This window comes from Bacillus sp. FJAT-45066 (genome assembly GCF_002335755.1).
In the GTDB taxonomy this organism is placed as follows: domain Bacteria; phylum Bacillota; class Bacilli; order Bacillales; family Bacillaceae_I; genus Bacillus_CD; species Bacillus_CD alkalisoli.
In genome coordinates this window covers 2,997,815-3,020,500 of record NZ_NISQ01000001.1, presented here as the reverse complement: position 1 = coordinate 3,020,500, position 22,686 = coordinate 2,997,815, and the positions used below count along the sequence as shown (strand labels likewise).

19 protein-coding genes, 2 tRNA genes and 1 rRNA gene (1 of these 22 running past the window's edge) are annotated in these 22,686 nt (G+C 38.0%); 20 read left to right on the top strand and 2 right to left on the bottom strand.

Annotation, left to right across the window (positions count from 1 at the left end; all coding sequences use genetic code 11):
- Window positions 1-116: 116 nt before the first annotated feature.
- A tRNA-Glu gene (locus CDZ92_RS15335) sits at window positions 117-188 on the bottom strand.
- Window positions 189-197: 9 nt separating this feature from the next.
- Window positions 198-274: transfer RNA gene (locus tag CDZ92_RS15330), tRNA-Met, on the bottom strand.
- Window positions 275-581: 307 nt separating this feature from the next.
- Between CDZ92_RS15330 and spoIIE the strand changes: the two genes are divergently transcribed.
- From spoIIE to CDZ92_RS15230, 20 genes are all read left to right on the top strand, one after another.
- On the top strand, window positions 582-3,068 hold the full coding sequence (gene spoIIE, locus CDZ92_RS15325) for a stage II sporulation protein E (protein ID WP_176483788.1): 2,487 nt from the start codon (window positions 582-584) through the stop codon (window positions 3,066-3,068).
- Window positions 3,069-3,241: 173 nt separating this feature from the next.
- Window positions 3,242-3,979 (top strand): VWA domain-containing protein, encoded by a 738-nt coding sequence (locus CDZ92_RS15320; protein WP_096156053.1) that lies wholly within the window; start codon window positions 3,242-3,244, stop codon window positions 3,977-3,979.
- Window positions 3,945-4,946 carry a protein kinase domain-containing protein gene (locus tag CDZ92_RS15315; protein WP_096156051.1) on the top strand — a complete coding sequence of 334 codons (1,002 nt, stop codon included), beginning with the start codon at window positions 3,945-3,947 and terminating at the stop codon, window positions 4,944-4,946. The genes CDZ92_RS15320 and CDZ92_RS15315 overlap by 35 nt, the downstream gene beginning before the upstream one ends.
- 306 nt (window positions 4,947-5,252) lie before the next feature.
- Window positions 5,253-6,668: a tRNA lysidine(34) synthetase TilS gene (gene tilS, locus CDZ92_RS15310; protein WP_096156050.1), complete on the top strand. Its 1,416-nt coding sequence runs from the start codon at window positions 5,253-5,255 to the stop codon at window positions 6,666-6,668.
- A gap of 4 nt (window positions 6,669-6,672) precedes the next feature.
- Complete coding sequence (gene hpt / locus CDZ92_RS15305) at window positions 6,673-7,218, top strand: hypoxanthine phosphoribosyltransferase (RefSeq protein ID WP_096156048.1); 546 nt, start codon at window positions 6,673-6,675, stop codon at window positions 7,216-7,218.
- Between the two features lie 87 nt (window positions 7,219-7,305).
- Window positions 7,306-9,249: an ATP-dependent zinc metalloprotease FtsH gene (gene ftsH, locus CDZ92_RS15300; protein ID WP_096156046.1), complete on the top strand. Its 1,944-nt coding sequence runs from the start codon at window positions 7,306-7,308 to the stop codon at window positions 9,247-9,249.
- A 322-nt stretch (window positions 9,250-9,571) separates the two neighbouring features.
- On the top strand, window positions 9,572-10,348 hold the full coding sequence (locus tag CDZ92_RS15295; RefSeq protein ID WP_096156045.1) for a type III pantothenate kinase: 777 nt from the start codon (window positions 9,572-9,574) through the stop codon (window positions 10,346-10,348).
- A gap of 17 nt (window positions 10,349-10,365) precedes the next feature.
- A complete protein-coding gene (gene hslO, locus CDZ92_RS15290; RefSeq protein WP_096156044.1) occupies window positions 10,366-11,247 on the top strand; it encodes an Hsp33 family molecular chaperone HslO in 882 nt (293 codons plus the stop codon).
- Between the two features lie 10 nt (window positions 11,248-11,257).
- Window positions 11,258-12,214, top strand: a complete 957-nt coding sequence (locus CDZ92_RS15285) for a peptidyl-prolyl cis-trans isomerase (protein WP_096156042.1) — start codon at window positions 11,258-11,260, stop codon at window positions 12,212-12,214.
- Between the two features lie 85 nt (window positions 12,215-12,299).
- Window positions 12,300-13,226: a cysteine synthase A gene (cysK, locus tag CDZ92_RS15280; protein ID WP_096156041.1), complete on the top strand. Its 927-nt coding sequence runs from the start codon at window positions 12,300-12,302 to the stop codon at window positions 13,224-13,226.
- 157 nt (window positions 13,227-13,383) lie between these two features.
- A complete protein-coding gene (locus CDZ92_RS15275) occupies window positions 13,384-14,799 on the top strand; it encodes an anthranilate synthase component I family protein (protein ID WP_096156040.1) in 1,416 nt (471 codons plus the stop codon).
- 16 nt (window positions 14,800-14,815) lie between these two features.
- A complete protein-coding gene (gene pabA / locus CDZ92_RS15270; protein WP_096156038.1) occupies window positions 14,816-15,409 on the top strand; it encodes an aminodeoxychorismate/anthranilate synthase component II in 594 nt (197 codons plus the stop codon).
- Window positions 15,396-16,295, top strand: coding sequence for an aminodeoxychorismate lyase (pabC, locus tag CDZ92_RS15265; RefSeq protein ID WP_096156036.1), 900 nt, complete (start codon window positions 15,396-15,398; stop codon window positions 16,293-16,295). The genes pabA and pabC overlap by 14 nt, the downstream gene beginning before the upstream one ends.
- Window positions 16,267-17,121, top strand: coding sequence for a dihydropteroate synthase (folP, locus tag CDZ92_RS15260; protein WP_096156034.1), 855 nt, complete (start codon window positions 16,267-16,269; stop codon window positions 17,119-17,121). Before pabC ends, folP begins: the two co-directional genes overlap by 29 nt.
- Window positions 17,114-17,476 carry a dihydroneopterin aldolase gene (gene folB, locus CDZ92_RS15255; RefSeq protein ID WP_096157023.1) on the top strand — a complete coding sequence of 121 codons (363 nt, stop codon included), beginning with the start codon at window positions 17,114-17,116 and terminating at the stop codon, window positions 17,474-17,476. Before folP ends, folB begins: the two co-directional genes overlap by 8 nt.
- Window positions 17,473-17,994: a 2-amino-4-hydroxy-6-hydroxymethyldihydropteridine diphosphokinase gene (gene folK / locus CDZ92_RS15250; RefSeq protein WP_096156033.1), complete on the top strand. Its 522-nt coding sequence runs from the start codon at window positions 17,473-17,475 to the stop codon at window positions 17,992-17,994. The genes folB and folK overlap by 4 nt, the downstream gene beginning before the upstream one ends.
- Window positions 17,946-18,158, top strand: coding sequence for a helix-turn-helix domain-containing protein (locus CDZ92_RS15245; RefSeq protein ID WP_096156031.1), 213 nt, complete (start codon window positions 17,946-17,948; stop codon window positions 18,156-18,158). The genes folK and CDZ92_RS15245 overlap by 49 nt, the downstream gene beginning before the upstream one ends.
- Window positions 18,159-18,172: 14 nt before the next feature.
- A complete protein-coding gene (dusB, locus tag CDZ92_RS15240) occupies window positions 18,173-19,174 on the top strand; it encodes a tRNA dihydrouridine synthase DusB (RefSeq protein ID WP_096156030.1) in 1,002 nt (333 codons plus the stop codon).
- Between the two features lie 171 nt (window positions 19,175-19,345).
- A complete protein-coding gene (gene lysS, locus CDZ92_RS15235) occupies window positions 19,346-20,830 on the top strand; it encodes a lysine--tRNA ligase (RefSeq protein ID WP_096156028.1) in 1,485 nt (494 codons plus the stop codon).
- A 427-nt stretch (window positions 20,831-21,257) separates the two neighbouring features.
- A 16S ribosomal RNA gene (locus tag CDZ92_RS15230) occupies window positions 21,258-22,686 on the top strand; it runs 172 nt beyond the window's last position.

Below are 22,686 nucleotides of genomic sequence, written 5' to 3'. Positions count from 1 at the left end.
ATATAGCAAGAATTTCTGAACGTACTCATTCATTGGGTGCGTTTTTTGTTTTATGGGATAAATAATATGACAACAAAAAACCCCCTCAAAGATAGAGGGGGTTTTACATTATATTATGACCCATACGGGATTCGAACCCGTGTTACCGCCGTGAAAGGGCGGTGTCTTAACCGCTTGACCAATGGGCCTAAAAATTATGGTAGCGGCGGAGGGAGTCGAACCCACGACCTCACGGGTATGAACCGTACGCTCTAGCCAGCTGAGCTACACCGCCATAATCATTAAGCATGTCATTTTTAAAAAGATTTATTAGACACAAGAAATATAGTACTAAGATATTAAGTATATGTCAACAGAAAATAAAAATGTTAGAAAATTTTATACAATTTATCTGTATTTGCGTATGTATTTTACATAAATACCTCTAAAAATTTACCAATTCCCCACCTATTCTGCCACCTTTTCCGTGAAATACAAGAATTAAGTCGAACGTTTTATGTTTATCTCTTTGTTTGTTTGACAAAACTTTTTAAAATCGGCTTGTATAATGAACACAATGATTATAACGGGAGTGGATGAATGTGGAAAGGATCGAAAAGAATATGTCAGAGCCGGCATCGGAAGTACAATTTGAAAAAGTTCAAAAGAAACTATCTTTATTCTCTAAAAAGATAAGATCCATGTTCATGTCGGTATTTCTTCATCAAGGTTTTTTACTTATATTTATTGGTTTTCTTTTAGGACGAGCTTTAATACTTGGAGAACTTACACCTTTTGCCTTACCGTTTTTCGCAGCGGTCTACTTATTAAAGGCTAAACGGGCAGGCCTTACTTTCTTGGCACTTATAATAGGTGCTCTAACCGTATCAGGTGTAACTGCCGTATATATTACAGTTGGAATGTTTCTGTTTATGCTGACATTCAAGTTAGTTCGCAAGCTCGGGTACGATACGTTAAAGTTCCTACCATTTCTTGTATTTGGTTCTGTGTTTTTAGCTAAAACCGCGATACTATACGTTTCTTCTACCATACTCTTATACGATTGGATGATGATTGGAGTTGAAGCTGGATTAGGTTTTATTTTAACAATGATTTTCTTACAAAGTATTCCATTGCTTACGATGAAGAAGAAAAAACAAACATTTAAAACTGAGGAAATCATTTGTTTAATTATCTTACTAGCTTCTGTACTAACGGGAACGATAGGTTGGACTTACTATGATATGTCGATGGAACATGTTTTTTCTAGATATTTAGTTTTAATGTTTGCGTTTGTAGCAGGTGCCACAGTAGGTGCCACGGTTGGGGTTGTTACAGGATTAATATTAAGTTTAGCGACAGTTACTAGTTTGTATCAAATGAGTTTACTGGCTTTTGCAGGTTTATTAGGAGGTCTATTAAAAGAGGGGAGAAAGCTTGGAGTATCTGTCGGGTTGCTGCTAGGGACTTTGTTAATTGGTATTTATGGAGACGGGTATCAGCATTTATTACCTACATTGATGGAATCTTTAATGGCTATTACTTTATTTTTATTAACTCCACAAAGAGCTATATCATCATTAGCAAAACATATACCTGGTACAGCAGAACATACGCAAGAGCAACAACAATATATGAGAAAAATTCGTGATGTTACCGCTAACAGAGTGGAACAATTCTCTCACGTGTTTGAAGCTCTATCTAGCAGTTTCTCCAAGCTTCATGCTGACCAAGACACAGAAGAAAGAGGAAAAGATTTATTCTTAAGTAACGTAACAGAAAAAACATGCCAAAATTGCTTTAAAAAAGAACAATGTTGGTCGAAAAATTTCGATACAACCTATCAACATATGTCTAATTTGATGGACGCTATGGAAGATGGTTCGCTTATCACGAACATAAAGCTTCAAAGAGAATTTGAAAAACATTGTTCCAAATCAGATAAAGTGAAGCAAGCTATATCGCAAGAACTCCTGCACTTTCAAGCTAGTGAAAAATTAAAAAGACAACTTAAAGAAAGTAGAAGACTTGTAGCTGACCAATTGTTGGGTGTTTCACAAGTTATGGATGACTTTGCCAAAGAAATTCAAAGAGAGCGTGAAAATCATTATGCACAAGAAGAGCAAATACTAGAAGCACTGCAAGCTTTTGGAATCGAAATTGAACATGTAGAAATATATTGTCTTGAACAAGGAAACGTTGATATAGAAATGACCATTCCTTATTGTTCAGAAACAGGTGAAGCAGAAAAATTAATTGCCCCTATGTTATCCGATATTTTACAAGAAAATATTATGGTGAAAAAAGAAGACTCTAGTCCATACAGTGAAGGTTACTCCCACGTTTCATTTGGTTCGGCGAAAGCGTTTGTCATAGATACAGGTGTTGCTCATGCTGCAAAAGGGGGAGGGTTCATCTCAGGGGATAGTTATTCTACGATAGAGTTAGGATTAGGGAAATATGCGATAGCAATTAGTGATGGAATGGGGAATGGAGAGCGGGCTCATTTTGAGAGCAATGAAACATTAAAGTTATTACAAAAAATATTACAGTCTGGTATAGAGGAAAAGGTTGCTATTAAAAGTGTAAACTCTGTATTGACGTTACGAACGACAGACGAAATATTTACAACGCTAGACTTAGCAATGATAGATTTACAAGATGGCTCTGCCAAGTTTTTAAAAGTTGGTTCTACACCAAGTTTTATAAAACGAGGGGATCGTGTCATTAAGGTGGAAGCAAGCAATTTACCAATGGGGATTATTCAAGAGTTTGATGTTGATGTAGTTAGTGAACAATTAAAAGCTGGTGACCTTCTAATCATGATGAGTGATGGCATTTTTGAAGGGCCTAAGCATGTGGAAAACTACGAAATGTGGATGAAGCGAAAAATAAGTGAGATTCAAAGTGTTAACCCTCAAGAGATAGCAGATGTACTGATGGAGGAAGTAATTAGAACCCGATCTGGCCAAATCCAAGATGACATGACAGTTATTGTTGCAAAGGTAAATCGAAACACACCTAAATGGGCGGCAATTCCAGCCTATCACTATATAACAAAATCAGAAGGAGTAAAAGTAGCCTTTTAAAAGAAAGCTATATTATAGAATGTTGTTGTCTTTAGTTAATTACGGTTGATTTCCGCAGAAATCAACAGCGGTATTTAACGCAATTAAAAGAAAAAATCTAGTAAAATACGTATAAAAATCTATTCATTCGACCAAGATGCTAATGGATTACTAGCATTGGGAGGGGATAGAAGATGTATAAAGGAACGTTAAAGCAAATTTTACTAATTACAGATGGTTGTTCTAACTCAGGAGAAGATCCAATAGCGATGGCAGCCTTAGCAAGAGAGCACGGTATGACAGTTAATGTTATTGGTGTAATGGATAAGGACATCATTGATGATAAAGGTATGCGAGAAATCGAGAATATTGCGTTATCAGGTGGTGGGGTTAGTCAAGTTGTGTATGCCACCCAGCTATCCCATACGGTTCAAATGGTAACACGAAAAGCGATGACACAAACATTACAAGGAGTTATCAATAAAGAATTACAACAAATCCTAGGTTCGAAATCTTCTATGGAAGACTTGCCGCCCGAAAAACGTGGAGAGGTTATGGAAGTGGTAGACGAGTTAGGAGAAACAGTCTCTTTAGAAGTATTAATATTAGTCGATACAAGTGCGAGTATGAAAATGAAGCTCCCGACAGTAAAAGAAGCATTGTTTGATTTGTCTCTTAGTTTAAATGCGAGAATGGGAAATAATAGTTTCGCGGTGTTTGTTTTCCCAGGAAAGCGTCAAGAAGTAGAGAATATACTAGATTGGACACCAAAATTAGAGTCCTTGTCTACCATATTTCCTAAGTTAACAACAGGCGGAATTACTCCAACGGGACCAGCCATTAGAGAAGCAATCTCACACTTTAGTAAAAATCGTTCCTCAAGGAGATTCATAGAAGATGATGAACAATACTTTGAAGAATCCGGATATTAATTTATCAAGGGGAGATATAGTTTTCGGAAAGTGGCATAAACATCATTATACGATTATCGACACACTTGGATATGGCGCCAATGGGTATGTGTACTTAGCGCTTGATAAAAATGCTAAGCATGTTGCCCTTAAACTAAGTGATAATAGTTTATCTATTACATCTGAAGTGAATGTATTAAAACACTTTTCCAAGGTCCAAGGGTTTGCCCTGGGGCCTTCTTTAATAGATGTCGATGATTGGGAAAAAACGAAAGGAAAGCAACCTATTTCATTTTATGTAATGGAATATTTAAAGGGGGAAAATTTTCTAGCGTTTGTTTCCCAAAGAGGAAACGAGTGGATTGGAGTACTAATTCTCCAGCTACTAACAGATTTAGAAGTTTTACATAATGAGGGATGGGTATTTGGTGATTTAAAGCCGGATAATTTAATTGTATCAAATGCTCCAGCTAAAGTTAGAATGTTAGATGTTGGGGGTACTACAATAAAAGGTAGAGCGATTAAAGAGTTCACGGAGTTTTTTGACAGAGGATATTGGGGCTTAGGTTCAAGAAAAGCAGAGCCAACGTACGATCTTTTTTCTGTCGCAATGATTATGGTTAACGCTTGTTATCCAAGGAGATTTCAAAAAGATGGTACAGGAATGAAACAACTAAAAAACGCCATACTTCGTCATCCTTGGTTAAGTAAACATCAACGCGTAGTAACCCGTGCTCTAGAGGGAAAGTATTCGACCGCAAAAGAGATGAAACTAGATTTAACAAAGTCATTAAGCAAAACGATTAGTAGTGATAAAACCCCTGTATCTGCCGATAGCGGGTCAAATAGATCAGCCAGTAGAATGGCAAGAAAGCAATCAAACCAGAAAAGAAGAGGAAAAAGGTATAAATGTATAGTAGAAACGCTTGTGCTAGCATCCATTGTTTTTCTCGTTTACTTTATTTATGTATACGGTAATCTTCTATAATTGTATCCATTTCATAATTACTGTTCTTTAGTAATTGTATATTATGAAACTTACTCAGTTGGTTATTCGTAAATCCATCTCATAAAATCGGTTCGTTAAATTAAATACGAATAATTTTATTTAACAAAGAAAATAATCTTTGTTTATAAAGATGTTTCCAATACAGAAGAAATGTAAATATTCGTTTTTCGTATAGTAGTCATATACTATATAATGGACTCAATGCGCTTCTTTTTTGCAGGACCTTTATCTCCAGTGGTACGATAGAAGTAGATTAAAAATGGCTAGCGATAGGAAGAGCGATAAATGAAGCGAAAAGTATTGCAATTCATTAACAAGCACCAATTGATTGAAGATAATTCTACCATCGTAGTTGGAGTAAGTGGGGGACCGGATTCCGTTTGTTTGCTTCACCTTTTATTAGGATTACAAGAGGAAAGAAAAATAAAAATTGTAGTAACCCATGTGGACCATATGTTTCGTGGTAAAGAATCAGAAGATGATATGGAGTTTGTGAAAAAGCTATGTAGCAAACTAAATGTCCTAGTTGAAACGAAACAAATAGATGTATCTGCATATAAACAAAAAAACAAAGTAAGTGCTCAAGTTGCAGCGAGAGATTGTCGTTATTCCTTTTTTAAAGAAGTGATGTTAAAGCATAATGCAACCTCACTTGCTCTTGGTCAACACGGTGATGATCAAGTGGAGACGATCTTAATGAAAATAAGCCGTGGTTCTTCTATTCCGGGTTACGCCGGAATTTTGCCTAAACGGGCCTTTGAGTTAGGGTATGTCATTCGCCCATTGCTATCCGTTGGAAAAGAAGAAGTGTATCGTTATTTGCAAGAGAATGGTATAGAATATAGAACAGACCCTAGCAATGAGAAAACTGTTTATACAAGAAATAAAATTAGGCACGGGGTTATTCCAGCATTAAGAGAACTGTATCCAGGTCTACATGAAAAATTTCAGCTATTTAGCGAGCAAATGACAGAAGATAATATGTTATTAGAGGAATTAACTAAAAAGGAATTGAATAAAGTAGTGGAAAGTAAAAGGGAAGGTAATATGGTTATTCATAGAAATGCGTTGCTTTTATTGCCTAATCCTTTACAAAGAAGAGCTATTCAACTAATATTAAAATATCTCTATAATAACGAAGTTCCTCTAGCTCTATCCTCTATACATATTAAAGATTTGCAATCCATATTAGCTAGTGAGCAGCCTTCTGGTATATTGAATTTTCCAAACGGTTTAATCGTGGAGATTTCCTATAATAAATGTATCTTTTCATTTGAATCGGACAAAACGGTACAACCATACTGCATAGAAGTGGATGTTCCCGGAAAGACAATATTACCTACAAAAGATGAAATCATTTTCACAGTTTGGACACACTACAAAAGAGCAAGTACATACGAGCCAAATAGTGCAATTCTCGATTTATCGAAAGTGAAGCTGCCACTATATATTCGCACAAGGAAAACAGGCGACCGAATAAAGCTAAAAGGAATGCAAGGTTCAAAAAAAGTTAAAAGCATCTTTATTGATAGTAAAATACCAATAAAGAAAAGGGAACACTGGCCGATTATTGTGGATGCGGAGGATAATCTATTATGGATTCCCTACTTAAAACGTTCATCGTTTGAAGCATCAGAAGAAACCAAGGGACCAGTTCTAGTTATTACAACTAAGTCGAGTTACAGTCTAGGAGGAAAATAACAAAATGAATCAAAATAACGACATCGAAAAAATTCTCTACAGCGAAGAAGAAATACAAGCAAAAGTAAGAGAGCTAGGGCAACAATTGACAGAAGAGTACCAAGATAGTTTTCCATTAGCAATTGGAGTTTTAAAAGGTGCAATGCCTTTCATGGCTGACCTTATTAAGAGAGTGGATGCATATTTAGAAATAGACTTTATGGATGTTTCGAGTTATGGCAACTCTACTGTTTCTTCTGGAGAAGTAAAAATTTTAAAAGACCTGGATACATCTGTAGAAGGAAGAGACATATTAATTATTGAAGATATTATTGACAGTGGGTTAACATTAAGCTACTTAGTAGAACTTTTCCGTTATCGAAAAGCAAAATCCATTAAGATTGTTACACTTCTTGATAAACCAACAGGTCGTAAAGCAGCCATAAAAGCAGATTATGTAGGTTTTATCGTTCCAGATGAATTTGTAGTTGGATATGGATTAGACTACACACAAAAATATAGAAACTTACCATACATTGGTGTGTTAAAACCTGAAGTATACACAAAATAATAAACAAATAGCAGTCATTTCTTGAATTGGATTTATTTTCTATGATAATATTTTGTATAGTTTGTTTTTTGTGGGAGGAGGTAAGGAATGAGCAGAATATTTCGTAATACAATCTTTTATTTATTAATATTCTTAGTAGTTATCGGTGTGGTTAGTATTTTCAATAACCCTGGTACGAAAGAAGAGCCGATGACTCAAAATAAATTTATTCAGCATTTAGAGAATGACCAAGTGAAAAATTTCTCAATGCAACCAAAACGTTCTGTTTATGAAGTGAGAGGTACGTTAATTGGAGAAGATGGTAAACCGTTTATTGTAAACGTACTAAATGACCCAGGTGTTGTACAACGTATCAATGATTACTCACTTGCAAACCCTGGTGTAGAAATTAGTGTTGAGTTTGCAGAAGAGACAAGTGGTTGGGTGACCTTCTTCACCTCTATCATTCCGTTTGTAATCATCTTTATTTTATTCTTCTTCTTACTAAACCAAGCCCAAGGTGGCGGCGGTAGAGTGATGAACTTCGGTAAAAGTAAAGCGAAGTTATATAGTGAAGAAAAGAAAAAAGTGAAGTTTACAGACGTTGCTGGTGCAGATGAAGAAAAGCAAGAGTTAGTAGAAATTGTCGAGTTCTTAAAAGATCCTCGCAAGTTCTCTGAATTAGGCGCACGAATTCCAAAAGGTGTTTTATTAAATGGACCTCCGGGAACAGGTAAAACATTATTAGCTCGTGCAGTAGCTGGAGAGGCTGGAGTACCATTCTTCTCTATTAGTGGTTCTGACTTCGTAGAGATGTTCGTAGGGGTCGGTGCATCCCGTGTTCGTGATCTTTTCGAAAATGCTAAAAAGAATGCACCATGTATTATCTTCATTGATGAAATTGATGCAGTAGGTCGTCAACGTGGAGCAGGTTTAGGTGGAGGTCACGATGAGCGTGAGCAAACATTAAACCAATTACTAGTTGAGATGGATGGATTCGGAGCAAACGAAGGTATTATTATCGTAGCAGCAACTAACCGTCCTGACATACTAGACCCTGCATTATTACGTCCAGGTCGATTCGACCGTCAAATTACAGTAGACCGTCCTGATTTAAAAGGTCGTGAAGCAGTATTAGGTGTTCATGCTCGTAATAAGCCGTTAGACCCTAATATCAATTTGAAAACAATTGCAATGCGTACTCCAGGATTCTCTGGTGCGGATTTAGAAAACTTGTTAAACGAAGCAGCTCTTGTTGCGGCTCGTCATAGCAAGAAGCACATTGAAATGGAAGACTTGGATGAAGCGATCGACCGTGTCATTGCTGGACCTGCGAAAAAAGGTCGCGTTATTTCTGAAAAAGAGCGCAACATTGTTGCTTATCATGAAGCCGGTCATACGATCATTGGTGTCGTGTTAGATGAGGCTGATATGGTTCATAAAGTAACGATCGTACCTCGTGGTCAAGCTGGTGGATATGCTGTCATGTTACCAAGGGAAGACCGTTATTTTATGACAAAACCAGAGCTGCAAGCTAAGATTACAGGTCTCCTTGGTGGTCGTGTGGCGGAAGAAGTTACTTTTAATGAAGTGAGTACTGGCGCACACAATGACTTCCAACGTGCTACAGCTATTGCCCGTAAGATGGTTACAGAGTACGGAATGAGCGACAAACTTGGACCGCTTCAATTCGGTCAGGCTTCAGGTGGTCAAGTGTTCTTAGGTCGTGACATCCAAAACGAGCAAAACTACAGCGATCAAATCGCTTATGAAATTGATGTGGAAATTCAAACAATCATCAAAGATTGTTACGAGCGTGCTCGTAAGATCTTAACGGATAACCAAGATAAACTAGAGTTAATAGCCCAAACTTTATTAGAAGTGGAAACATTAGATGCGGAACAAATCAAACATCTAGTGGAAAAAGGAACATTACCACCACCTGTTGAAAAGGCTAAAGAAGAAGTGAAATCTTCTGAAGATGTAAAAGTCAACATTCACTCTAAAAAAGATGCTGAAGTAGCGAAAGAAGACAAGAAAGAAGATAAATAACAAAAAAGATGCCATCACTGGCATCTTTTTTTGTATGGATAAACGTCAAAAAGGTATGAATTTCCTGAGAAATAATAGTTTTATACATTAAAACGAGATTCCAGTGGATTTACGTTTTATATGCAAATATAGTTGATTTCAGCTGCAGGTGTGAGACTCCTGCGACCGCCCGCGGAAAGCGAACACCTGCAGCTGAAATCAACATTTAACACCCTAAATAAATTTAAAATATATTTCTCTGTTCAATTTATAGGATGTACAGGGTAAAATAGTGTAATATGATGTTGCCAAGTAATATTCTTACGTTAAAGTGGGGGTTTATATGATATTTGTTTTAGATGTTGGAAATACGAATACTGTAATCGGGGTTTATAAAGGTGAAGAACTAAAACACCATTGGAGAATAGAAACTAGCCGTAACAAAACAGAAGACGAGTACGGTATGGTTATAAAAGCATTGCTAGGTCATGTTGGCCTTACGTTTACCGATTTTGAAGGAATTATTATTTCTTCCGTCGTACCGCCTATCATGTTCTCTTTAGAAAGAATGTGTCATAAATACTTCAATCTAAAGCCTTTAGTAGTTGGGCCTGGCATAAAGACTGGTTTAAATATTAAATATGAGAACCCAAGAGAAGTAGGAGCGGACAGAATTGTAAATGCGGTTGCAGCTATCCATCTATATGGAAGTCCTTTAATTATTGTTGACTTTGGAACTGCTACAACGTATTGCTATATAAACGAAAATAAACAATATATGGGTGGTGCGATTGCTCCTGGCATAACTATTTCAACAGAAGCGTTATATTCTCGTGCAGCTAAACTACCGAGAATTGAAATTGCAAGACCAGATGGAATTGTCGGTAAAAATACCGTAAGTGCCATGCAAGCTGGAATATTGTATGGGTATGTGGGACAAGTAGAAGGAATCGTAGCTAGAATGAAAAGAGAAAGCAAAGTAGAAGCTAAAGTAATAGCTACTGGTGGATTAGCAACATTAATTTCAAAAGAATCAAACGTAATCGACCATGTCGATCCTTTTTTAACATTAAAAGGTTTACAGTTAATATACGAGAAAAACATGAAGGAAGCATATTAATAGGAAGGGGCAAAAAGATGTCAGACTATCTAGTAAAGGCATTGGCCTTTAACGGACAAGTACGTGCTTACGCAGCAAAAACAACCGAAACAATTTCTGAGGCACAACGTAAACATGGAACGTGGCCAACTGCCTCCGCAGCTTTAGGGAGAGCAATGACTGCTACTGTCATGATGGGTGCTATGTTAAAAGGAGAAAATAAACTAACAGTAAAGATAGATGGTGGTGGCCCAATCGGTGTCATTTTAGTTGATAGTAACGCTAAAGGGCAAGTGCGTGGCTATGTAACAAACCCGCAAACACATTTTGATTTAAACCAGTTTGGAAAGTTAGATGTGGCAAGAGCCGTTGGTACGAATGGCACGCTTTCTGTTGTCAAAGATATTGGGATGAGAGAGCATTTTTCTGGCCAAACGGAACTCGTTTCTGGGGAACTTGGAGAAGACTTTACGTATTATTTAGTTTCTTCTGAGCAAGTACCTTCTGCTGTAGGTGTAGGGGTATTAGTTAACCCTGATAATACAATATTAGCTGCAGGAGGCTTTATTATTCAGTTACTACCAGGTACTGATGATGAAACGATTACGGAGATAGAGAAAAAAATTACAAACATGACACCTGTCTCTAAATTAATTGAAAAAGGTTTAAGCCCTGAAGGATTATTAGAAGAAATACTAGGAAAAGACAATGTCAAAGTATTAGAAAAGATGCCGGTGGAATTTAAGTGTAAATGTTCTAAGGAACGCTTTGAAAGTGCAATCATTTCACTCGGTAAAGAAGAAATAAAAGATATTATTGAAGAAGATGGACAAGCGGAAACAAGTTGTCATTTCTGTAATACTTCATATACTTTCAAGAAGCAAGAGTTGAATGATATGTTAGAGCAAGCGAAGGGGTAGGGTGACCTTAGTGCAAAAATTATCTAATATGAAAAAAGAAGCTTTATGGCTCCTTATTTTTGGACTAATTATAATAAATTGCTTAACTATCGCATTCTTAACAAAACCCTTTTCTTTTAACAAAACGTCCGAAGCAGTTGCAATAGCGACCAATTACAGTGAAGTAGTCGCTCTAGTCGGTGATAAGCCTATATCCAAAATGGACTTACTACTTCAATTAGAAAATAGATACGGGAATGAAGAGCTTGAAGATTTAATTAATAAAGAAGTAATAAATCAAATGGCTGATAAATACGATGTAACGATACCTAATTCCGTAATAAATCTCGAATGGAAGATGTACAAAACTATGACTGCCTCTCAACATAATACAAACTATTCAGAGGGTGCATTGAAAGAAGATTTTAAAACTAACGTGTTACTTGAAGAACTATTAGTTAAAGATGTACAGATCTCAGATGAAGCATTACGAGCTTATTATGAAGAGAATAAATTTTTGTTTCAGTTTAATGATAACTACCTACTGTCACATATTGTTCTAGATAGTAGAGAGGAAGCAGAAAGAGTGTTAGGTGAGTTAAATAATGGCTCTAGCTTCCAAGCTTTAGCGATGGAAGTATCCTTAGATGACTTTACTGCATATCAAGGTGGGAATATAGGCTTTATTAATACAGATGATACGTTATTTCCTAAAATGTATTTTCAACAAGCAGAAGCTCTCGAAGTTGGTCAATGGAGTGAAATCTTAGAGGTGAAAGAATCGTTTATGTGGGGGAACCCTAATAACAATTCAGGTCCGCAATACGTTATTTTATATTTGACTGATAAGTTGGATGCTTTTCACTATTCTTATGAAGAAGTAAAAGGTCATATTAGAAGAAAAGTTGCTTTAGAACAAATGCCACATGCCGTATCGGCAACGGTATTCTGGGATGAAGTTGGGGTTGAATGGAATACAGAAAACTAGTGTAATTATTTGACAATCCCTTCTATTCCGTTGTTTAATGATAATAAATCCGATAAGTATAGTGAGTATTTAAGGGGGAAGCGGAATGGTGAGAGTAGCAAATTCAATTGATGAGCTTGTTGGAAATACACCAATAGTAAAACTAAACCGTATTGTCGAAGAGGATATGGCGGAAGTTTATGTAAAGCTAGAATTTATGAACCCTGGAAGTAGTGTTAAAGACAGAATAGCTTTAGCGATGATTAATGCTGCTTTAGCTGAAGGTCTAATTAAAGAAGGAGATACAATCATTGAGCCTACAAGTGGAAATACTGGTATAGGACTCGCGATGATAGCTGCTGCAAAAGGATTAAAGACAATTTTAGTTATGCCAGAGACGATGAGTTTAGAACGCCGGAACCTTTTAAGAGCATACGGAGCAGAGTTAATCTTAACGCCTGGTCCTGAGGGTATGGGTGGCGCAATTAGAAAAGCAGAAGAAATAGCAAAAGAAAAAGATATATTCATGCCACAACAATTTAAAAATGAAGCAAATCCTGAGGTACACCGTAAAACAACAGGTTTAGAAATAGTGGAACAAATGGGAGACCAATTGGATGCCTTCATTTCTGGAATTGGTACAGGTGGAACAATTACGGGAGCTGGGGAAGTTCTGAAAAAGAACTATCCAAACATTAAAATTGTTGCAGTTGAACCTAATGATTCTCCAGTGCTTTCTGGCGGAAAGCCAGGTCCTCATAAAATACAAGGAATTGGCGCAGGTTTCATTCCGGAGATATTAAATACGAAGATTTATGATGAAGTAATAAAAGTACAAAATGAAGAAGCATTTGAATACGCAAGACTAACTGCAAAAAAAGAAGGTCTTCTTGGAGGAATATCCTCAGGAGCGGCTATCTATGCGGCGCTTCAAGTAGCGAAAAGATTAGGTAAAGGGAAAAAAGTACTTGCGATTATCCCGAGTAACGGCGAACGATATTTAAGCACACCTTTATATCAATTTGAAGAATAGGGCACATTAAAGAAAAACGGCATAGCTTGCTGCTTTTCTTTTTTTTACGACAAAATTCGGGTGGTGCCTGGCACTCATTAGGCACTTTTTGAGTGACAGGTACTAATTCCTAAATGTACAATGTGAGTAAGTATGCAATTTAGGAGCGTGACAGCTTGTGAAAAAATTTCCAGTAGGAACGAAGTTGGCTTATGATCAAGAACAATTTTTTCAACAATATAAAAGTTTAGCCAAAGATAAACCGTATCATGTCATTTTAGAGAGCGGAAGAGGCGGTCGATACTGTATCGCTGGTTTAGACCCTATTGCAATCGTAAAAGGCAAAGGATCTACCCTACATATTCAGTATATGGATGGTAACAAAGAAGAAATATTAGGCAATCCTTTAGATAACATGAAAGTATGGATGCAACAACATGAAGGAGAGGCACTAGAGGGATATCCTAGCTTTAACGGTGGGGCAATTGGATATGTTTCTTATGATAGTGTGCGTTACATTGAGAACATACCCGTTCTAGCCGAAGATGACTTACATATTCCAGACTTGTATTTTTTATTGTTTGACGATGTTTTTATTTATGATAAAGAGTTAAAGGTGTTAAATATAATAGTACAAGGTAATAAAGGAGATACAACTATATTAAACGAAAGGTTAACTGAATATGTGAGTATGTGGAGCGAAAATGCAGATTCTGTTTCTTACCCTTTTGAAGGCCAAATACAAAGTGCTGAAAATATAAACAGAGAAGTGTCCTTTACAGAACATTCTTTCGTAAAAGCAGTTGAAAAGGTGCAAAACTATATTTCCCAAGGAGATGTTTTCCAAGTAAATTTATCTGTTCGACAAGCAGAAGCACTAAAAACGCACCCAATGGATATTTATACGGAACTTCGAGAAGTAAACCCTTCACCTTACATGGGGTATTTGCAACTACCAGAATTTCAACTTATAAGTGCCTCACCTGAACTTTTAGTGAAAAGAGAAGGGACGGAAATTAGCACAAGACCAATTGCCGGGACACGTTCTAGAGGTAAAGATGAAAAGGAAGATATGGATCTTGCAAAAGAGTTAATAGAAAACGAAAAAGAGCGTGCGGAACATGTCATGTTAGTGGATTTAGAACGTAATGACCTTGGAAGGGTTGCCGAATTTGGTTCTGTTGAAGTGAATGAATTCATGGTAATAGAAAAATACTCCCATGTCATGCACATCGTATCCAACGTAAGAGGAACCTTGCAACAAGGTAAAGATGCATTTGACTTAATAAAAGCAACGTTTCCAGGTGGAACTATTACAGGTGCTCCAAAAATAAGAACAATGGAAATTATTGAAGAATTAGAGCCAGTTAGAAGGTCTGTCTACACAGGTTCACTAGGCTGGATTGGATACAATGGAGATATGGAATTAAACATTACTATCCGCACGATGCTCGCAAAGGACGGAAGAGCATACGTACAAGCGGGGGCTGGAATTGTTATTGATTCTGTACCGGAACGAGAATATAAAGAGTCTCTTAAAAAGGCTGCAGCTCTATGGAGAGCGAAAGAACTAAGTGAACAAGAGAAGAAATGAGAAATGAGGGAAGTATATGATATTAATGATAGATAACTACGATTCTTTTACGTATAACTTAGTTCAATATTTAGGAGAACTTGGGGAAGATTTATTAGTAAAAAGAAATGATGAAGTAACGATTGAAGATATAGAAGAGCTAAACCCGGAATTTTTAATGATATCACCTGGACCGTGCTCGCCTAATGAGGCTGGGATTAGTATGAAAGTTATTAAGCACTTCGCCGGGAAAATCCCAATCTTTGGCGTATGCTTAGGGCACCAGTCGATCGCACAAGTATTTGGAGGAGATGTTGTTCGGGCAGAAAGACTTATGCACGGAAAAACATCTGAAATGTTTCATACCGAAGAAACCATTTTTAAAGGGTTACCAAACCCATTCATCGCAACTAGGTATCATTCTTTAATTGTAAAAAAAGAAACGTTGCCTGCTTGTTTTGACATTACCGCTTGGACAAGTGAGGATGAGATTATGGCCATTCGCCATAAAGAGCTTCCGATTGAAGGGGTGCAATTTCATCCAGAGTCAATCATGACGAATGTCGGCAAAGAAATATTGCAGAATTTTATTGCCACATACAAAAGGAAAAATACACATGCGAGTGTTTAAAGACGGAGAGATATTATCGGTTGATAAAGCAACTGTTTCTGTTATGGATCACGGATTTATGTATGGAGTTGGCTTATTTGAGACGATAAAAGTAATACAAAATAACCCTATTTTATTAGAAGAACATCTCGTTAGACTAAAAGATAGTCTGGATAGTGTATTTGTTCAATGGGATTACTCTGAAAGCGAAGTAAGAGATGCTATAAAGAAAACATTAAGGGCAAATCAGTTAACGGATGCGGTCATTCGCTTAAATGTAACGGCGGGTGTAGCAGAGTGGGGGCTGCCTACGGAACATTATGAACAACCTAGTACTATTATTTATGCCCGGCCATTGCCTCCTATGACGCAGGAATCCAAAGAAGCTTGTATTCTTAAGATAAAACGAAATACTCCAGAAGGACCATTTAGATTAAAATCACACCATTACTTAAATAACCTTCTTGCAAAACGAGAATTGGTAAGTAGGCCTAGTAATACAGAGGGCATCTTCCTTACTGAGGAAGGGTATGTAGCAGAAGGTATTATCTCAAATATATTTTGGGTAAAGAATGGCAAAGTATTTACACCATGTATTTCCACGGGAATATTAAATGGGATAACGAGACAGTTGGTAATCCACCTATTAAAATTACTAAACATTGAAGTAGAAGAGGGGTTCTTCAAAAAAGAGTCACTATTAAATAGTGATGAAGTGTTTTTTACGAACTCTGTTCAAGATGTAACGCCTGTAAAAAAACTTGAATCAAAAATGTTTGATGCATCGAATTTTTCGATTGTTCAAAAACTACAAGGGATTTTAAAAGAATGTCCATCATCGATCGCTTACGTTAAAGATATAAAGGAGATTAAAATAGATGGCAACGCGTACAAAGTCATTATCTAATATAAAATGCCACTCCCATGAATTGTCGTTTAAAGAAAAAACGTTAATTATGGGAATCTTGAATGTCACTCCAGATTCATTCTCTGATGGAGGGCGTTATAATGAGATAGAAGCAGCAGTCCACCATGCTAAGCAACTAATAAAAGATGGTGCTCATATTATTGATGTTGGCGGTGAATCTACTCGACCGGGTGCAACTATTGTTTCAGAAGAGGAAGAGTTGAAAAGAGTCATCCCAATTATCGAAGCACTAGCAAAAGAAATAGATGTGCCTGTTTCTATTGATACGTACAAAGCTGAAGTGGCGAAAAAGGCGGTTGAAGCTGGAGCGAGTATCATAAATGATGTTTGGGGGGCAAAGGCCGATCCAAACATGGCCAAAGTAGCAGCGGAATTAAACGTGCCAATCATTTTAATGCACAATCGCGATAATAGCCAATATGATGATTTAATCTCTGACATGATAAGTGATTTATTTGAAAGCGTACAATTAGTAAAGGATGCTGGGGTTAAGGATGAGATGATTATTTTAGACCCTGGTATCGGTTTTGCTAAATCAATGGATGATAATTTGGCAGTAATGCGTGAATTGGACCGTTTTACTAGTCTCGGATACCCATTACTGTTAGGTACTTCTAGAAAACGATTTATAGGACATGTATTAGATCTTCCTGCTGATGCAAGAATGGAAGGAACAGGGGCAACGGTCTGTTTGGGTATAGAAAGAGGTTGTCACATCGTTCGAGTGCACGACGTAAAAGAAATAGCGAGAATGGCCAAAATGATGGATGCAATGTTAGAGAAAGGGGGAGATGACGATCGATAAAATTTTTGTAAGTGGAATGAAATTTTATGGATATCATGGAGTTTTTCCTGAAGAAACAAAATTAGGTCAAAGATTTAACGTAGACTTAGAAGTCGAACTAGATCTATCTAAAGCGGGCGAGTCAGACGATCTAACACAATCAGTCAATTATGGTGAGTTATATAATACGTGCAAAAAAGTAGTTGAGAACGAAACTTACAAACTTGTGGAATCTGTAGCAGAAAGAATTGCAGAGGAAATATTGACTAGTTATCATTTAGTAGAAAAATGTAAAGTAAAAGTGATTAAGCCAGACCCACCAATACCAGGACATTATAACTCTGTTGGTGTAGAAATATCACGAGGTAGATTATGAGAAATGTAGTTTATATTGCATTAGGCTCCAATATAGGGGAAAGGCACGAGACTTTAAAGAGTACGATCGAGCTCATTGATTCCCATCTAGACATAGAGTTATTGAAATGTTCTTCTATTTATGAAACGGAACCTGTAGGGTATGTAGAACAGCCTTCATTTTTAAACATGGTAATTAAAGTAAAAACAAACCTATCAGCAATTGATACATTAACATTTCTACAGCATGTAGAACATAATTTTGGAAGAAAAAGAGAAGAAAAGTGGGGTCCGAGGACTTTAGACCTTGACATTTTACTGTATAACCAAGAAAATATTGAAACGGATGTGCTTATTGTGCCACACCCTCGAATGTGGGAAAGGTCATTTGTTTTAGTACCTTTGATTGAAATAGCGGATGAACAAGATATCCCTAAATATATAGATAAAAAGACTTTACTTGAATTACAAGATAGAGAAGGGGTACAAGTATGGAAGCCGAAAAGTGGGGAAGACGAATTCGGGCATACCGAAAATTAAAAGGTTATACACAGGAAACGTTTGCGAAAAACCTAGGTGTATCTGTTTCTGTTTTAGGTGAAGTAGAACGAGGTAATCGAAACCCGTCAGAAGACTTCATTCTTTCCGTTGCGAAAGAGCTAAAAGTTACAATTGAAGAATTAACACCACCAGATTTAAGTTGAAAGGAGGGAACAAAATGTTGAAAATTGGCGATATTACAATGAAAAATCAAGTAGTTCTTGCACCGATGGCTGGAGTTTGTAATGCAGCATTCCGCTTGACGGTAAAAGAATTCGGAGCAGGTTTAGTTTGTGCAGAAATGGTAAGTGACAAAGCAATCCTTTATAAAAACGCTAAAACGATGGGAATGTTATATATCGATGAGCGTGAAAAGCCTTTAAGCTTACAAATATTCGGCGGTGAAAAGGATACACTAGTGGAAGCGGCCAAATTTGTAGATAAAAACACTACAGCTGATATTATTGATATAAATATGGGGTGCCCAGTACCTAAAATCACAAAATGTGATGCAGGTGCAAAATGGCTATTAGACCCTAAAAAAGTATATGAGATGGTAGCGGCAGTTGTTGATGCAGTAGACAAACCAGTAACAGTTAAAATGCGTACAGGTTGGGATGAGGAACATATATTTGCAATCGAAAATGCCCAAGCGATTGAACATGCAGGAGGCCAAGCGGTAGCTGTCCACGGACGTACTCGTGCACAAATGTATGAAGGACATGCCGATTGGAACATCATTCGAGATGTAAAGCAAGCTGTAAACATCCCTGTTATTGGAAATGGCGACGTGCAAACACCTCAAGATGCAAAACGTATGATAGAAGAAACTGGTGTAGATGGTGTAATGATCGGTCGTGCCGCACTTGGTAACCCATGGATGATTTATCGTACGGTCAAATATTTAGAAACTGGCGAACTTCTTGGCGAACCATCGGTGCGTGAGAAAATGGACGTGTGTAAGTTACACATGGATCGCTTAGTTGACCTGAAAGGGGAAAATGTAGCGATTCGTGAAATGCGTAAACACGCGGCTTGGTACCTAAAAGGTATCCGAGGCAACGCAATAGTCCGAAATGCTATTAATGAAATGAACACAAGAGCGGAAATGGCTAGTTTATTAGATCAACTAGTTGAAGAAATGGAAGAGAAAGAAGCAGCTAATGCACAAGTAGTTTGACATCATAATTCGGCTATCCTATAATACCTCTAGATTTACTTGTAAAACTGCCAGTATTTTTACTGGCAGTTTTAGCTTTATTAATAAGTGGAAAAAATATATAGTAGTTAATAGAAGAAATCATTGAATTTACATAAAGGTAAAGAACCTATAAGTTTGGAGTTGAGGAAAATGAGTCATGAAGAATTAAATGACCAATTGCTTGTCCGCAGAGAGAAGCTTGCAAAGTTAAGAGAAATAGGAATGGATCCTTTCGGAGGGAAATTCGAACGTACAAACCAATCAAGTGAATTATTCGAGCAATACGGTGAGATTTCAAAAGAAGAGCTTTCTGAAAAGAATCTTTCCGTTACAATTGCTGGACGTATTATGACAAAGCGTGGCAAAGGTAAAGCTGGCTTCACACATATCCAAGATTTAACTGGTCAAATTCAACTTTATGTTCGTAAAGATGCTGTTGGCGATGAAGCGTATGAAATCTTTAACACAGCTGATATTGGAGATATCGTAGGGGTTACTGGTGAAGTCTTTAAAACAAATGTTGGAGAGCTTTCTATTAAAGCTACTTCATTTGAACTATTAACAAAGGCTCTTAGACCTCTTCCTGAAAAGTACCACGGACTAAAAGATGTAGAACAAAGGTACCGTCAACGTTATCTAGATCTAATTACAAATCCAGAAAGTAAACAAACTTTTATTGCTCGCAGTAAAATCATCCAAGCGATGCGTCGTTATTTAGATGATCACGGTTATTTAGAAGTAGAAACTCCGATGATGCACTCTATCGCTGGTGGAGCATCAGCAAGACCGTTTGTGACACACCACAATACGCTAGATATGACTCTTTATATGCGTATAGCTATCGAGCTTCACTTAAAGCGACTAATTGTAGGTGGACTTGAAAAGGTATACGAAATTGGACGAGTATTCCGTAACGAGGGTGTTTCTACTAGGCACAATCCAGAATTCACGATGATTGAACTTTATGAAGCGTATGCAGACTATAAAGATATCATGAGCTTAACAGAAAACTTAGTTGCACATATTGCAAAAGAAGTAAATGGCAAGACGGTAGTGCAGTACGGTGAATATGAAGTAGACTTAACTCCTGAGTGGAAGAGGCTACACATGGTCGATGCAGTTAAAGAGGCCACAGGTGTAGACTTCTGGCAACAAATGAGTGATGAAGAAGCTCGTCAACATGCAAAAGACCACGGAGTAGATGTAACAGAACATATGCAATTTGGTCACATTTTAAATGAATTCTTTGAGCAAAAAGTAGAAGAAACACTGATTCAGCCTACTTTTATTTACGGACACCCAGTGGAGATTTCTCCTTTAGCTAAGAAAAATGCAGAAGACCCAAGATTTACAGACCGTTTCGAATTATTCATAGTAGGTCGTGAACATGCGAATGCATTTACAGAGCTTAACGATCCAATTGATCAAAAGGAACGTTTTGAAGCTCAATTAGTAGAGAAAGAACAAGGGAATGATGAAGCTCACGAAATGGATCACGACTTTATTGAAGCGTTAGAATACGGTATGCCACCAACAGGTGGACTAGGTATTGGGATTGACCGTCTAGTAATGTTATTAACAAACGCTCCATCTATCAGGGACGTATTATTATTCCCGCAGATGAGACATAAATAAAAAGAAAAAGCTGTTCCCTATAACAAGGGAGCGGCTTTTTTCTTTTTAAAGTATGTATAGAATTTAGATTTAGTTTTTAAGAGTTCGAAGGAACAAAATATTTAAAAATAACAATCTATTTTAAATAAGAAAGAAAGTGAAAAAAAGTATTGCATTAGTATTTGTATGATGATATATTAATATTCGTTGTCACAAAACGACACGAAAAAACAAAATTCAACAACGAAAAAGTAATTAAAAAAGTTGTTGACTTAGTTTGATGGATTTGTTAAGATTATAAAGTCGCTCAAGAGCGGTGAATGAAAAAATCGTAAAAATGTTCTTTGAAAACTAAACAAAACAACAGCGTGTAAGTTAATCTTTAAGATTAACAACAAACAATTAATTGACATTAGTCAGCAAACATTATGAGCATAAGCTCAAACACTCTTCGGAGAGTTTGATCCTGGCTCAGGACGAACGCTGGCGGCGTGCCTAATACATGCAAGTCGAGCGAATCTGATAAAAGCTTGCTTTTTGAAGATTAGCGGCGGACGGGTGAGTAACACGTGGGCAACCTGCCTGTAAGACTGGGATAACTTCGGGAAACCGGAGCTAATACCGGATAATATAAAGAACCTCCTGGTTCTTTATTGAAAGATGGTTTCGGCTATCACTTACAGATGGGCCCGCGGCGCATTAGCTAGTTGGTGAGGTAACGGCTCACCAAGGCAACGATGCGTAGCCGACCTGAGAGGGTGATCGGCCACACTGGGACTGAGACACGGCCCAGACTCCTACGGGAGGCAGCAGTAGGGAATCTTCCACAATGGACGAAAGTCTGATGGAGCAACGCCGCGTGAGCGATGAAGGCCTTCGGGTCGTAAAGCTCTGTTGTTAGGGAAGAACAAGTACCGGAGTAACTGCCGGTACCTTGACGGTACCTAACCAGAAAGCCACGGCTAACTACGTGCCAGCAGCCGCGGTAATACGTAGGTGGCAAGCGTTGTCCGGAATTATTGGGCGTAAAGCGCGCGCAGGCGGTTTCTTAAGTCTGATGTGAAAGCCCACGGCTCAACCGTGGAGGGTCATTGGAAACTGGGAAACTTGAGTGCAGAAGAGGAAAGTGGAATTCCACGTGTAGCGGTGAAATGCGTAGAGATGTGGAGGAACACCAGTGGCGAAGGCGACTTTCTGGTCTGTAACTGACGCTGAGGCGCGAAAGCGTGGGGAGCAAACAGGATTAGATACCCTGGTAGTCCACGCCGTAAACGATGAGTGCTAAGTGTTAGGGGGTTTCCGCCCCTTAGTGCTGCAGCTAACGCATTAAGCACTCCGCCTGGGGAGTACGGTCGCAAGACTGAAACTCAAAGGAATTGACGGGGGCCCGCACAAGCGGTGGAGCATGTGGTTTAATTCGAAGCAACGCGAAGAACCTTACCAGGTCTTGACATCCTTTTGCCTTCCCTAGAGATAGGGCGTTCCCCTTCGGGGGACAAAAGTGACAGGTGGTGCATGGTTGTCGTCAGCTCGTGTCGTGAGATGTTGGGTTAAGTCCCGCAACGAGCGCAACCCTTGATCTTAGTTGCCAGCATTAAGTTGGGCACTCTAAGATGACTGCCGGTGACAAACCGGAGGAAGGTGGGGATGACGTCAAATCATCATGCCCCTTATGACCTGGGCTACACACGTGCTACAATGGACGGTACAAAGGGCAGCAAAACCGCGAGGTCGAGCCAATCCCATAAAACCGTTCTCAGTTCGGATTGTAGGCTGCAACTCGCCTACATGAAGCTGGAATCGCTAGTAATCGCGGATCAGCATGCCGCGGTGAATACGTTCCCGGGCCTTGTACACACCGCCCGTCACACCACGAG

Excerpts from the sequence above, each read along its gene's own strand:
- CDZ92_RS15320 (WP_096156053.1), top strand. The coding sequence starts at position 3,242 with ATGTATAAAGGAACGTTAAAGCAAATTTTACTAATTACAGATGGTTGT.
- CDZ92_RS15315 (WP_096156051.1), top strand. The coding sequence starts at position 3,945 with ATGATGAACAATACTTTGAAGAATCCGGATATTAATTTATCAAGGGGA.
- tilS (WP_096156050.1), top strand. The coding sequence starts at position 5,253 with ATGAAGCGAAAAGTATTGCAATTCATTAACAAGCACCAATTGATTGAA.
- hpt (WP_096156048.1), top strand. The coding sequence starts at position 6,673 with ATGAATCAAAATAACGACATCGAAAAAATTCTCTACAGCGAAGAAGAA.
- ftsH (WP_096156046.1), top strand. The coding sequence starts at position 7,306 with ATGAGCAGAATATTTCGTAATACAATCTTTTATTTATTAATATTCTTA.
- CDZ92_RS15295 (WP_096156045.1), top strand. The coding sequence starts at position 9,572 with ATGATATTTGTTTTAGATGTTGGAAATACGAATACTGTAATCGGGGTT.
- hslO (WP_096156044.1), top strand. The coding sequence starts at position 10,366 with ATGTCAGACTATCTAGTAAAGGCATTGGCCTTTAACGGACAAGTACGT.
- cysK (WP_096156041.1), top strand. The coding sequence starts at position 12,300 with ATGGTGAGAGTAGCAAATTCAATTGATGAGCTTGTTGGAAATACACCA.
- pabA (WP_096156038.1), top strand. The coding sequence starts at position 14,816 with ATGATATTAATGATAGATAACTACGATTCTTTTACGTATAACTTAGTT.
- pabC (WP_096156036.1), top strand. The coding sequence starts at position 15,396 with ATGCGAGTGTTTAAAGACGGAGAGATATTATCGGTTGATAAAGCAACT.
- folP (WP_096156034.1), top strand. The coding sequence starts at position 16,267 with ATGGCAACGCGTACAAAGTCATTATCTAATATAAAATGCCACTCCCAT.
- folK (WP_096156033.1), top strand. The coding sequence starts at position 17,473 with ATGAGAAATGTAGTTTATATTGCATTAGGCTCCAATATAGGGGAAAGG.
- CDZ92_RS15245 (WP_096156031.1), top strand. The coding sequence starts at position 17,946 with ATGGAAGCCGAAAAGTGGGGAAGACGAATTCGGGCATACCGAAAATTA.
- dusB (WP_096156030.1), top strand. The coding sequence starts at position 18,173 with ATGTTGAAAATTGGCGATATTACAATGAAAAATCAAGTAGTTCTTGCA.
- lysS (WP_096156028.1), top strand. The coding sequence starts at position 19,346 with ATGAGTCATGAAGAATTAAATGACCAATTGCTTGTCCGCAGAGAGAAG.